This window comes from Actinoplanes sp. OR16, from assembly GCF_004001265.1.
In the GTDB taxonomy this organism is placed as follows: Bacteria; Actinomycetota; Actinomycetes; order Mycobacteriales; family Micromonosporaceae; genus Actinoplanes.
On record NZ_AP019371.1, the window covers coordinates 7,796,353 to 7,808,809 of the forward strand.

The 12,457-nt window shown below is 71.4% G+C and carries 11 protein-coding genes; 1 reads left to right on the forward strand and 10 read right to left on the reverse strand.

Annotated elements, in window-relative coordinates:
- Positions 1-202: 202 nt before the first annotated feature.
- The 9 genes from EP757_RS35940 to EP757_RS35980 form a co-directional block, all read right to left on the reverse strand.
- Positions 203-430 carry a hypothetical protein gene (locus tag EP757_RS35940; RefSeq protein ID WP_127552820.1) on the reverse strand — a complete coding sequence of 76 codons (228 nt, stop codon included), beginning with the start codon at positions 428-430 and terminating at the stop codon, positions 203-205.
- Between the two features lie 169 nt (positions 431-599).
- On the reverse strand, positions 600-3,269 hold the full coding sequence (locus EP757_RS35945) for a LuxR family transcriptional regulator (protein WP_127552821.1): 2,670 nt from the start codon (positions 3,267-3,269) through the stop codon (positions 600-602).
- Positions 3,270-3,307: 38 nt separating this feature from the next.
- Positions 3,308-3,862 (reverse strand): DUF5666 domain-containing protein, encoded by a 555-nt coding sequence (locus EP757_RS35950; protein WP_127552822.1) that lies wholly within the window; start codon positions 3,860-3,862, stop codon positions 3,308-3,310.
- Positions 3,863-3,883: 21 nt separating this feature from the next.
- Positions 3,884-5,086 carry an ABC transporter permease gene (locus EP757_RS35955; protein ID WP_127552823.1) on the reverse strand — a complete coding sequence of 401 codons (1,203 nt, stop codon included), beginning with the start codon at positions 5,084-5,086 and terminating at the stop codon, positions 3,884-3,886.
- Positions 5,083-5,829: an ABC transporter ATP-binding protein gene (locus EP757_RS35960; protein ID WP_127552824.1), complete on the reverse strand. Its 747-nt coding sequence runs from the start codon at positions 5,827-5,829 to the stop codon at positions 5,083-5,085. Before EP757_RS35960 ends, EP757_RS35955 begins: the two co-directional genes overlap by 4 nt.
- Complete coding sequence (locus EP757_RS35965) at positions 5,826-6,983, reverse strand: efflux RND transporter periplasmic adaptor subunit (protein WP_232050182.1); 1,158 nt, start codon at positions 6,981-6,983, stop codon at positions 5,826-5,828. Before EP757_RS35965 ends, EP757_RS35960 begins: the two co-directional genes overlap by 4 nt.
- Positions 6,984-7,121: 138 nt before the next feature.
- Complete coding sequence (locus EP757_RS35970) at positions 7,122-8,570, reverse strand: HAMP domain-containing sensor histidine kinase (RefSeq protein ID WP_127552826.1); 1,449 nt, start codon at positions 8,568-8,570, stop codon at positions 7,122-7,124.
- Positions 8,571-8,611: 41 nt separating this feature from the next.
- Entirely contained in the window at positions 8,612-9,331 is a 720-nt protein-coding gene (locus EP757_RS35975) for a response regulator transcription factor (RefSeq protein ID WP_127552827.1), read from the reverse strand.
- Positions 9,332-9,396: 65 nt separating this feature from the next.
- Entirely contained in the window at positions 9,397-10,689 is a 1,293-nt protein-coding gene (locus EP757_RS35980; protein ID WP_127552828.1) for an efflux RND transporter periplasmic adaptor subunit, read from the reverse strand.
- A 168-nt stretch (positions 10,690-10,857) separates the two neighbouring features.
- On the opposite strand from EP757_RS35980, the gene EP757_RS35985 reads away from it, so the two are divergent.
- A complete protein-coding gene (locus tag EP757_RS35985) occupies positions 10,858-11,487 on the forward strand; it encodes a hypothetical protein (protein WP_232050183.1) in 630 nt (209 codons plus the stop codon).
- A 106-nt stretch (positions 11,488-11,593) separates the two neighbouring features.
- Here the strand turns inward: EP757_RS35985 and EP757_RS35990 are convergent, their stop codons facing one another.
- Entirely contained in the window at positions 11,594-12,436 is an 843-nt protein-coding gene (locus tag EP757_RS35990) for an alpha/beta hydrolase (RefSeq protein WP_127554612.1), read from the reverse strand.
- Between the last annotated feature and the right edge of the window lie 21 nt (positions 12,437-12,457).

Here is a 12,457-nt window from a genome sequence, read left to right on the forward strand (position 1 = left end):
GTTCTTTCTGCGAGCTCGCTGAAAAATCGGTGAGGAAGCTTGATCTCCATCGAAATGAACCGGAAAAGAGAACCGCCCCTGGCATTCTTCGCTTGCCAGGGGCGGTTCGGGTCAGCGGACGGTATCCGGGGACGGTCCGGACAACACGTCGGCAACCCACCGGGCCGGCCCTCGTCGGCCCGGGAGATCAGTGTGGATCACTTCAGTGCCCGGCGACACCCACCTGATAGCGCCGTTCCGCGTCCTGCTGGTTCAGGATCGCGTGGATCTCGCGGGTCTCGGCGGCCGTGTGACGGCTGAGGATCATGTCCAGTTCGCTGCGCTCAGCGGCGGTACGGAACGCGGCGAGCTCCTCCGTCAGCTGACGGTGGGCGCGGCGCTCGGCACGGCGGTCGGCGATGGCGGTCCGGGCGTTGCGGAGAAACTGCATGTCGAACTCCTCGACGGATAGTGACGGAGAAAGCCTCGTCGCTTCCGGATACAACGATCCCGCAGTTGCGCTTCTTCCCCAAATCCACCAGGTAAAACTCTCGCGACGAAAGTGACGGCGGCCACGGGGATTCGGTAACCCGGGTCACTCTCAGTCAAGAAGTCGCTGGTCAATTGAGGTCGGTGATCTCGGACACCGCCAGGCGTGACAGCAGCTGGGTCCGGGAACGTACGCCGAGTTTGCGGTAGACCCGGGTGAGCGTCGCCTCGACGGTCTTGACGCTCAGGTAGAGCCGGGCGGCGATCTCCCGGTTGCTGGCGCCGTCCCGGACCATCGCGGCGATCCGCAGCTCGGTCGAGGTCAGTCCCTGGTCGGGGGTCTCGGTGCGGATCAGGGCGCGTTCGGTCTCCTCGGCCCACGGTCGCGCGTCGGCGGCCATGAAGAGCGCGAGGGCCGCGCCGATCGCGACCCGGGCGGCCGCGTAGCGACGGCGGCGGCGTTCGGCTCCCCCGGCGACGAGCAGCGCGTGGGCCTGTTCGACCGGCTGGCGCAGTCTCTCGAACAGGTTCGCGGCGGCGGTGGAGAGCTGCACGGCGTCGTCCGGGCGGCCGGACTCCGACTCGACGATGGCGGCGGCCCGGTCGAGATATCCGGTCAGCGCGGGCACGGCGCCGAGCCGGCCCGCGACCAGCCGCGCCTTCATCAGGGTCTCCTGGGCCACGCCGTGCTCACCCAGCGCCGCCAGCCCGGCTGCCAGGTCGGCATGCCAGCGGACGATCATCGGGTCGGCGCTGCCCGTCTCCGCCTCGAGGTCGCGCAGCCGGCGCAGCGTCGCCACCCCGGCCCGGGTGTCGCCGCTGCGCAGTTCGGCCTGACCCAGGGCGTGCAGGTTGCGCCGCAGGTAGAGGCCGTCGCTCTCCTGTTCGGAGGCGCGAATGCCCCGGCGGGCGAAACCGGCGGCGGCGACCAGGCTGCCACCGGCGAGTTCGGCGACCGCGGCGGTGTACCAGGTCGGGCCGGGGCTCAGGCCGGCCTCCTGGGCGGCCCTGGCGGCGCGGTGGGCGTACCGCAGGGCCTCCTGGCAGCGCCCGGCCCTGGTCGCGACCTCGGAGAGGCTGCGCAACACCTCGACCCGGGCCTCGCCGACCCGGTCGTGCTCGGCGACGGCGAGCAGGGTGAGCAGGTCGGCGCGGGCCTCGTCGAGGCGGTCGTCGAAGAGGGCGAACCGGGCGGCGGTGTACTGCGGGCCGTAGTGCAGCCAGTCCGGGGCGGGCGTGGCGGGCAGGGCCAGGGCCCGGTCCAGATCGTCGCGCCAGCGGGGCTCGCCGCGCGTACGCCGGATCTGGGCGAGGGCGCTCAGGGCCATCGCCTCGGTCGTCGGGTCACCGGCGGTCTTCGCGGCGTCCCGCGCGAGGAACGCCTCCTCGGCGGCCCGGTCGGCGTCACCCATGAGGAACGCCCGCCAGGTCAGCCGCAGCCGCACCGGAGCCAGCAGCGCCGGATCGTCACCCGCCTCGGCGAGGGCCGCCGCGAACGTCTCGGCCATGCCGGCGAGGTCCTGCCCGGCCAGGTCGATCAGCACGAGGCGGGCCTTGACCCGGTGGGCGGCCGGCGACGACTCGGCAGCGAGGACCGCCTCGGCAGCCCGCCTCGCCAGCGCCGGTGATCCGCCGGTGATCGCCGTCCGCGCCGCGGTGACCAGCCAGTCGAGGCGGTCGGCGGCGAGGCGATGGGGGCAGCGGTCGGCCGCCAGGACATAGAGTTCCGCCGCGGTCCGGTCGGCTCCGCGCTGCGCGCATCGCCGGGCCGCGTCGGCGAGAGCCTCTGCCACCGAGGCTTCCGGCCCGGTCGTACGCAGGGCGCTATGCCGTAATGCCTCCACCGGATCCGTTGCGGCGTCACTGAGTGCCGTGTGGACCTCCTGGCGCTTTCGTGCGGGCGTTTCGTCGGCGAGGATCTGCGCGAGCAGGGGTGGAGTGAAGGCGATCCTGTCCCGGTTCATTCGGATCAACCCGGCGGTGGACGCCTCGCGCAACTCCGCCTCGGCGTCGTCGCGGCCGGCCCGCAGCAACAGCGTCGTCGTCGGCTCGGTGGCGAGGGCGGCCATGACGAGGGTCTGCCGCGATTTCTCGGAGACTTCGGATATGCGGTTAACGGCCCACTCCCGCGCCTCGTCACCCCTGCTCAGGGCCAGCGCCACGAACGGATTCCCCGCACTCGCCCGATGCAGGCGGCTCGCCACCTTGCACGGCAGGCCGTTCTCCTCCAGCAGCGCGGTCAGCGCGTCCGGGTCGAGCGGCGGCACGGGCATCTCGGCGACCGGGGAGGGGCAGAGCCGGGCCGGGCTCTTCGCGGTGGACGCGGCGATCACCCGGATGCGCGGCCCGGGTCTTCGGCGCATGGCGAAGGCGATCAGCTCGGCGGACTGCGGGTCCAGCCACTGGGCGTCGTCGATGACCAGCAGCACGGGTCTGAGGCGCGCGCAGTGGGCCAGCAGCTCGGGCAGGACGAGGCGCCTCGCCAGGGCCGGTCCGCCGGTGCGGGGCGGCCGGCCCTGGCGCAGCGCGGCGAGCCAGTGTCTCGGCGCGGGGGCCAGGGCGGCGACCGCTTCCGCCGGGACCTGGCGTACGAGATCGGCTGCCCCGGCGTACGCGAGAGAGCGCTCACCGCGGGCCGGGCGCAGGTGGAGGACCAGTTCCCCCCGCGCCACGGCCTGGCCGGCGACGGTGTCGAGCAGTGCGGTGCGGCCGATGCCGGGCGGCCCGGACAACGCCACTCCCCCACCGGCGGCCAGCCTGGCGTCGATGGCCGCGAGCAGGTCATCCCGCCCGTGAAGCATGCGCTCACTGTAGGGATGACTTAGGTGGTCATCAATGGCTACTTCTTGGTGACACTCGTCGCAGTCACCGAGCCGTCGTCCGCCTTCTCGCCCTCGACGGTGACCGAGTCGCCGGCCTTCACGTCGCTGAGCTTGCCCTTCTTCGCGGTCGAGACGGTGGTGTCGCCGTCGGTCTTGACGGTGACGGTGGAGCCGTCCTCGGTCTCGATGTAGATCGTCTTGCCGTTGACCAGCTTGACCTTGCCGGCCGTCCCGCTGCCGGCGGCGGCCTCGGTGGTCCCCTGGCCGGTGCCCTGACCCGCGTTCTGCCCGAAGCCGCCCGGCATCCCGCTCGCCGACAGGCCGGACGGGAAGCCACCTCGGGTCCCGCCGCCACCGGGGAAGGCCGCCGTCTCCGTGGCGCCCCACTGCTTCTGCGCCTGGATCCCGCCGAGGAATCCGCCCATCAGCAGCGCCGCCACGCCCAGCCCGATCGTCCCCCTGTTCCACCAGCGCTTCGGCGCCGCCGCGGCCAGCTCCTTGGAGAGGTCGTCGTGGTCGTCCGGCTCCTCCAGCGAGGGCAGGGCCGGGATGACCGCCGTCTCATCGTTCATACGGTTCACAGCTTGGAGTCCTCACTCGTAGCGCAGCGCGTCGATGGGACGCAGCCGGGCGGCGCGGGCGGCGGGCAGGCCGCCGAAGAACAGTCCGATCGCGACGGAGACGCCCACGGCCAGCCCGATGGAGCTGGGCACGATGACCGGTTTGACTCCGACGATCTCGAATTGGCTGCCGATCAGCGCGGCGGCCACGCCGAGGCCGCCGCCGAGCACGCTGAGCAGCGTCGCCTCGATCAGGAACTGGGTCAGGATGACCCGGCGAGGCGCGCCGAGCGCCTTGCGGATGCCGATCTCCCGGGTCCGTTCGGTGACCGTCACCAGCATGATGTTCGTGATGCCGATGCCGCCGACGAGCAGACTGATCGCGGCGACCGCGCCGAGCAGCGTGGTGAACGTGTCGGCCGTCTCGGTCTGCGTCTCCAGCAGCGAGGACGCGTTCTGGATCCGGTACGGCGTGCTCGACGAGCTGTCCGAGACGTCCAGCTTCTGGTCCAGGATCGTGGAGACCTGGTCCTGCGCCGCGTCCACCTTGTCCGGGTCGGACGCCTCCACGATGATCGAGGTGAGGGCGCCGTAGCCGGTCAGCACCTGCTGCACCGCGGTGAGCGGGGCGACCGCCGTGTCGTTCGAGTCCTGGAAGCCGGTGGAGCTCTTCTCCTCCAGCACACCCACGATGGTGAACAGCGCGCCACCGACGGTGACCTGCTTGTCGATCGGGTCGACGCCGGGGAACAGCTCCTCGGCGACGGTCTGGCCGATCACCACCACACGCCGGCCCTGGTCGACGTCGTCCTCGGTGAACATGGCGCCTCGACCGACCGGGGTGCTCGACGCGGCGAACCAGCTCGGGGTCGTGCCGACGAAGGTGGCCACCGAGTGGTCGGTTCCCTCGTACGTCATGGTCGCCGACGACGAGCTGACCACCGGGGACACCGACTTGACGTCCGGCGCCAGCTCCGGGTCGACCAGCGCGTCGGACATCTCCTTCGTCAGCGAGGTGCTGCTGGACCCGCCGCGCCCGGTGCTCATCACCGTGATGGTGTTGGTGCCGAGCGCCTCGATCCGGTCGCTGATCGCCTTGGCCGAGCCGTTGCCGACCGCGACCAGCAGGATCACCGCGGCGACACCGATGAGGATGCCGAGCATGGTGAGCGCGGACCGCAGCTTGTTCGCCGAGAGGCCGCGCAGGGAGAACCTGATGACTTCGAGAAGGCTCATGCCTGGTGCCGCCCGGCCGCCGCCATCGCCGCGCCGATCGGCGGGAGATGAAGAGGTGACTGCCGCCGGTCCATCACGATCGAGCCGTCGACCAGGCGGATCAGCCGCTTGGCCCGGGCGCCGACCTCGTCCTCGTGCGTGATGATCACGATGGTGCGGCCGGCCGCGCTCAGGTCGTCGAACACCTGCAGCACGTCGTCGGTGGACTTCGAGTCCAGGTTGCCGGTGGGCTCGTCGGCGAGCAGCAGGGCGGGCTCGGTGACCAGCGCGCGGGCCACGGCGACACGCTGCTGCTGACCGCCGGAGAGCTGGTTCGGCTCGTGTCCGGCGCGGTCGGCCAGACCGACGATGTCGAGCGCTTCCATCGCGCGGCGGCGGCGTTCCTTCGGCTTGACCCCGGCGTACGCCAGAGGGAGTTCCACATTGGCGACCGCGCTGGTCCGCGGGATCAGGTTGAACGCCTGGAAGATGAAGCCGATGAGCCTGTTGCGGGCCAGGGCGAGCTGCGCGTCGGAGAGGCGGCTCACGTCGACGCCGTCGAGCAGGTAGGTGCCACTCGTCGGCACGTCCAGGCAGCCCAGGATGTTCATCAGGGTCGACTTGCCGGAGCCGGAGGAGCCCATGATCGCCGCGTAGTCGCCGCGCTGGACGGTGAGCGACGCGCCGCGCAGCGCGTGCACCGTCGCCTCACCCTCGCCGTAGATCTTCTTGAGGTCGCGGACCTCGATGACCGGCTTGCTCATCGGCCGCCACCGCCGGCCGGCGCGCCGCCACCACCGAAGTTGCCGCCGCCACCGCCGAAGCCGGCGCCGCCGCCCGGGAACCCGCCCTGCTGGCTGCCGGTGCCGCTGGTGGAGGAGGACGTCGTCTTCACGACCACCTGCTCCCCCGCGGTCAGGCCGGACTTGATCTCGGTGGCCGAGTCGCCCTCCAGGCCGATCTCCACCGAGCGGGTCTCCTGTACGCCGTTCGCCACGACGGTGACCGAGTGCCGGTTGCCGACGGTCGTGAGGGCGGCCGGGTTGACGTAGACCGCGTTCTCCACCGAGCCCGTGGTGACCGAGACCGAGACGGTCTGGCCGACCTTCGCGCCGGTCGGGACCTTGTCGAGGGTGAGCGAGACACCGTAGGTGACGACGCTGTTCGCGGTCGTCGCCGAGGGGTCGATCGCGGTGACCTTGGCGCTCTGCTCGACGCCGCTCAGGGCGTTCCAGGTCACCGTGGCGACCTGCTTCTCCTTGAGGCTCGTCGCGTCGGCCTCGGCGAAGGCGGCGCTGACCTGCATCTTGGACAGGTCGGCGATCTCGACGAACCCGGAGCTGCTGCTGCTCGTCGACGACGAGGACCCCCCTGACGACTGACCGCCGCCCGAGGAGGAGGAAGACCCTCCCGACGAGCTTCCCAGGGTTCCGTTCACCGCCGTCACCGTGCCGGCCATCGGCGCCTTCAGCACCGCGCCCTCCACGCCGGCCTCGGCCTCGTCCACGGCGAGCTCGGCCGCGTCGACCTGGTTCTCCGCGTCGGAGGTGTCCGAGCCGGCGTCCTCGGCCCGGTCCAGCGCGTCCTGCGCGGCGTCCAGGTCCGCCTCGGCGGCGTCCAGGGTCCGCTGCGCGGCGGACGGGTCGACCTTGGCGAGGACCTGACCCTTCTTGACCTTGTCACCGACCTTCACGCTGATCGCGGTGACGGTGCCGCTGGTCTCGAAGCTCGCGCTCGCCGTGCTGGCGCTCTCGAGGGTGCCGTCCGCGGTGGCGGTCTTGGTGACCGTTCCCTGCTGGACGGAGACCGTTCGCTCGGAGGCCACGGCGGCCGTCCCGTCATCGGAAGAGGAGAACGTCTCGTACACCGTGAATGCTCCGGCGACGAGCGCGACGCCGATCACGGCGTTGACCACCATGGACGGGTGGCGGCTTAAAGCGCGATTTTTCATTGGTTTTCCGCCGCGGGGAGGCTCGAGCGTACCTTCATGGCTGCAAACTCTCGGTGGTCGGGCTAGGAGGAGCTTCGGCGGAACCTGGGAGATAGCTCGGAACCTCTACACGGAGTCACTGACAGCCGGGAGAAGCACGCGGAAGCAGGCGCCGCCCTTCTCCGGCCGGACCAGTTCCACCCAGCCGCCGTGACCGTGGACGATCGCCGCGACGATGGCCAGGCCGAGCCCGGAACCGCCGCCCTTGCTGCGGGAACGGCTGGAGTCGGCGCGGTAGAGACGCTCGAAGACACGCGGGGCGTGTTCGTCCGGGATGCCCGGGCCGTCGTCGCTGACTTCGAGCACCGCGCCATGACTGAGGGTGACCGGGCCGGAACGCACGGCTGCGATGTCGATCGATGACGAGAAATATCCGACTCGCACGGTCACCGTCGTCCCCGGCGGCGTGTGGTTCAGCGCGTTCGCGACCAGGTTCGTCGCCACCTGCCGCAACCCGTGGTCGTCCCCGAGCACCATGGCCGGCTCGAACGTGTCGGCCAGCACGATCGACCGATCGGGCGCCCGCGCGTGACCGTCCCGGATCGCGTCCGCGGCGATCTCCAGCAGATCGACGCGGCGGATCTCCAGGGTTCGTTTGCGGTCGAGCCGGGCCAGCATCAGCAGGTCCTCGACGAGCACGCCCATCCGGCCGGCCTCGCCCTCGATCCGGGCCATCGTCTCGTCCAGCGCCGGACCCGGTGGCGCGCCGCCCCGGCGGTACAGCTCGGCGAACCCGCGGATCGAGGTGAGCGGCGTGCGCAGCTCGTGGGAGGCGTCCGCGACGAACTGGCGCAGCCGCTGCTCGGAGCCGGTCCGCGCGTCGACCTCCGCCTCGATCCGGGTGAGCATGGCGTTGAGCGCGAGGCCGAGGCGTCCCGGCTCGGTGTGCGGGTCGGGGTCGGGCACCCGGCCGGAGAGGCTGCCGCCGGAGATGTCGGCGGCCACCGACTCCATCTCGGTAAGCGGCCGCAGGCCGAGCCGGACGACGAAGGCGGCGCCGGCCCCGAGCAGGCTGAGCACGAGCAGCATCACGCCGGCGTCGATGCTCAGCAGGCGTTCGGTGGTCTGCTCGACCTCGCTGAGCGACGTGCCGATCACCGCGTACGCGCCGGTGTCACCGACCTCGACGGCGATCATCCGCCAGTCGGCGCCCTCGGCGGCGGCGACCGTGTAGGGCTTACCGACCCGGGCCGCCACCCGCGTCAGCGACTCCACTGCCGGACGATCGTCGCCGGGAGTGGAGCTGCGGGTGTCATCCAGGCTGCCGTCGGCCTGATAGAAGTAGTTGACCTGGTCCGCGCCGATCCGGAACCGCCCACCGGCGCGCGGGACGAAACCCACGGATATCTCCGACATCGGGCGGCTTATACCGATCAGCTGCTCGTCGATGCGATCTTGGAGATAGCTGCGGATCAGCAGCACCCCGGCGGCGTTGGCGACGAGCAGCCCGATAGCCGATAACAGTGCGACGAAAAGGACGAGACGCGACCGCAGCGTCCAGTGCCTCACTCCCATCCGCCCACCCCGCCCGCCACCCGGGAACGGACTGACGGCAATCATTCTTCGCGCGGCAGGCGAAGTGCGTACCCGACGCCCCGCACGGTGTGGATCAGCGGCGGATCCGTCCGGTCGATCTTCCGGCGCAGGTAGTAGACGTAGGACTCCACGATCCGCCCGTCGCCGCCGAAGTCGTACTTCCACACCCGGTCCAGGATCTGTGCCTTGCTCACCACCCGACCGGCGTTGATCATCAGATAGCGGAGCAGGTTGAACTCCGTCGGGGACAGCTCGATCAGCCGGCCCGCCCGCCGTACCTCGTGGGCGTGCTCGTCCAATTCCAGGTCCGCGTAGCGCAGCACGCCCGTTTCCGGAACCGGCTCCTCCGGCTGGCTGCGTCGCAGGATCGCGCGGATGCGTAGCACGACCTCCTCGAGGCTGAACGGCTTGGTCACGTAGTCGTCGGCGCCGGCCGACAGACCGAGGATCCGGTCCTCGACCGCGTCACGGGCGGTGAGGAACAGGACGGGCACCCGATGGCCGGCGGCGCGCAGCCGCCGGGCCACCTCGAACCCGTCCACGTCCGGGAGCATCACGTCGAGGACGATCAGATCCGGTTCGAACTCCTGCACCGCGACCAGGGCGCCGTGCCCGGAGTCGGCGACGCGGACGTCGAAGGCGACGAGCCGGAGGGTCGCGCTGAGCAGCGCGGAGATGTTCGGCTCGTCGTCGACGACGAGGAGGCGGGCGGGGCGCGCCGCGGCGTCGCTGACTTGCACGGGGCTACGGGTCTCGGAAAGCACGGAGAATTGGTACCAACGGAGTCTTTGAGCCAGCTATGAACTCACCATGATTTGGCGACGACATCGCCTTCGCTCAGACCCGAGGTGATCTCGGTGTACTGATCGCCGCGCAGGCCGAGCTTCACCGCGGTCGCGACGCCGTCCTTGGAGACCGTCCCGGTCGAGCCGCTCACGTCGTGCACCGCCGTGGACGGCACCCGCAGCACGTCCTCCTTGCTGCCGGTGGTGACCTTCACGTTGGCGCTCTGCCCGACGAGCAGCTCCTCCGGGGCGTCGTCGAAGGAGAGCACCACGCCGAACCGGGTCAGCGTGCCGTCGCTGGTCCCGACCGGGTCGACCTGCACGACGGTGGCCTCGAAGTCTTCGCCGGGCCGGTCGGCGAGGGTGATCACGGCGCTCTGCCGCACCTCGAGGTGATCGGCGTCGGCCTCCGGGAAGTCGGCGCTGATCTGCATGTCGTACACGTCGGCCAGGGTGATGAACGCCGAGCCCGAGCCGACCTGGCTGCCCACCTTGCCGCTGACCGTGAGGATCTTGCCGGCGATCGGCGCGGTGATGGTCGCGCCCTCCAGCGCCTCCTCGGCCTCCTCCAGGGTCACCTCGGCCTTGTTGACCCGCTGCTGCGCGCTGAGGATCGCGTCGGTGCCGCTACCGCCTTGCTGACCGCCGCCGGTGCTGCCGCCGGTACTGCCGCAGGATCCTCCGGTGGTCCCGCCGCTGCCTCCGGCGGGGGCTCTGGTGGTGGGAGACGTCGCCGCCTTGGAGGTACGGGTCGACGACGGCGACGCCGGAGCCGTGGCCGTCGCCGAGGCGGTGGGAGAGGCGGTCGCCGACGGCGTGGGCGACGCCGACGCGGCCGGCGACGTCGTGGTCGCGGTCGTGGTCGTGTACGCGGCGGCCACATCGCAACCGGTCGTCGTCTCCGTCGCCGACGTGCTGGAGGAGGCCTTCTCCTCGGCGTCGTCGAGCTGGTCCTGCGCCTCGTCGAGCGCGTCCTCGGCGTCGTCGACCGCTTCGGCGGCGTCCGTGTCGTCGACGGTGGCGAGGACCTGTCCCGCGGTGACCGTGGAGCCGGCCCGCACCTTGACGGTCTCCACCGTGCCGTCGACCGAGAACGACAGGCTGCGGGTCTGCGCCGCCTGCAACGTGCCGGTCGTGGCGACCTCGGTGGTCACCGCACCCTTGTCCACGGTGGCCGTCTCGGCCGCTTTCGTCTCCTCGTCCGCGGCGCCGGCCGTCAGCGCACGCACCACGCCGAAGGCGATCAACGCGAGCACGACGGCCGCCACGAGGAGCCAGATCAATCGCCGGCGACCGGCCAGTGCAACACCCATGGCCGCAGAGTCTGGCGACCCGTTCTCGCCGCCGGCTGGATCCTGCCTCGGAGTTCGCTCGGAGCCCGCCCGGCCGCTCTTACGTAATTCCTAGGGTCCGCCGACCTCACACACAGGTGGGGGCGTTTTCCTCTGAGCCGACCTTCCCCGCTTCGACAGGAGATCAACGTGCCGGTAGTCAGTTCGAAGACGCGCCTGCGCGCAGGCGCTCTGCTCGTGGCCTCCGTAGCCGTGCTGTTCACGGCGGCCTGCGGTGGCGGCTCGGACGACAGCAGCACCAGCGGCACGAGCAGCGAGCAGGGCGGCGGCACCAGCGCGTTCGCGTCGTACGTCAGCTGCCTCAACGAGAACGGCGTGACGATCACGATGCCGTCCGGCGGCCCCGGCGGTGGCATGGGCAACGGCGGAACCCGCCCGTCCGGCGCTCCCGACGGCGTGCGTCCCTCCGGTGGCGCGGGCTTCCCCGACGGCGCCGGCCTCCCGTCCGGCCAGCCCCGCCCGTCCGGCAGCGCCGGCCAGCGTGGTGGCGGCGGCTTCCCCGGTGGCGGCGGCATGTTCCAGCAGCCCGAGGGCGTCGACGACGCGACCTGGGAGAAGGCCCAGTCGGCGTGTGCCTCGCTGCGTCCCAGCATGGGTGCCGGCCGGGGCAACGGCAACGGTCAGGGCAACGGCGCGGACGCGGCGTACACGAACTGCCTCAAGGAGAACGGCGTCACCGACACCGCCGACCTGGACGAGTCGGACGCGACGGTGAAGAAGGCCGTGGAGACCTGCAAGGTGCTCAAGCCGGCTTCGTAGAAACCCCCGTGCCGGCGTCGCGCTGCCCCCCGTCGTGGCGGCGCCGGCACGGTCGCGTGCGGGGCCGGCGGTCGCTGACCGCCGGCCCCGCGTCGTCACCCGATGATCAGACCGGGCAGCTGCTGCGGTAGTCCGAGATCTGCAGCAGGCTGCTCGGCCCCGGGCAGATGAACTGGCTGTAGCGGGTGTCGTCGTCGACGAAGCGCTTGAGCCAGGAGGTCGCCTGCACGGCGGTCCAGGTGTCGACGGACTGCGGGAAGAAGTGGCTGGCGTTGTTGAGCTCCAGGTACGCCTTCTCCGCCGACGCCGGGATGCTGTTGTAGAACGGGATCGAGTGCGAGGCGACCGGCGCGATCGCGTCCGACTCGCCACCGACGATCAGGGTCGGCACGCGCAGCTCGGACCAGGTCTTGTCGGTGTTCCACGGCGCCAGCGGGACCGCGGCCTGGAGCGACGGCCGGGAGCTGGCCGCCTCCAGGCTGCCGCCGCCGCCCATCGAGTGCCCGGCCACCGCGAGCCGGCTGGCGTCGACGCGGCTGCGCACCGAGCTGGACCGGGTCAGGTAGTCGAGGGCCGCGAGCAACTGGTTGCCGCGCGAGGCCGGCTGGTCGGCGGTGGTCAGCGTCTCGATACCGATGACCACGAAACCGTGCGAGGCCAGGCGCGGGCCGAGCCAGGAGATGCTCGACCAGTACGCGGTGAAGCCCGGCGAGATCGCGATCGCGCCGAACGTGCCGTCCGCCGTGGTGGTCGGGTAATAGATCTCGCCGCCGCCGAATCCGGAGACCGCGAGCCGGGAGACGGACGTCTGGGAGACCGCGTAGGGGCCGCGGGAGGCCTGCAGCGCGGCCAGTGTCGGGTCGGGTCCCCGCTCGTACGGGTTGGCGGCCTGGGCGGCGGTGGCGCCGAGGCCGGTGGCGAGGGCGAGGGCGGCCGCCGTGGCGACCATGAACCGGGCTGCCCGGCCGGG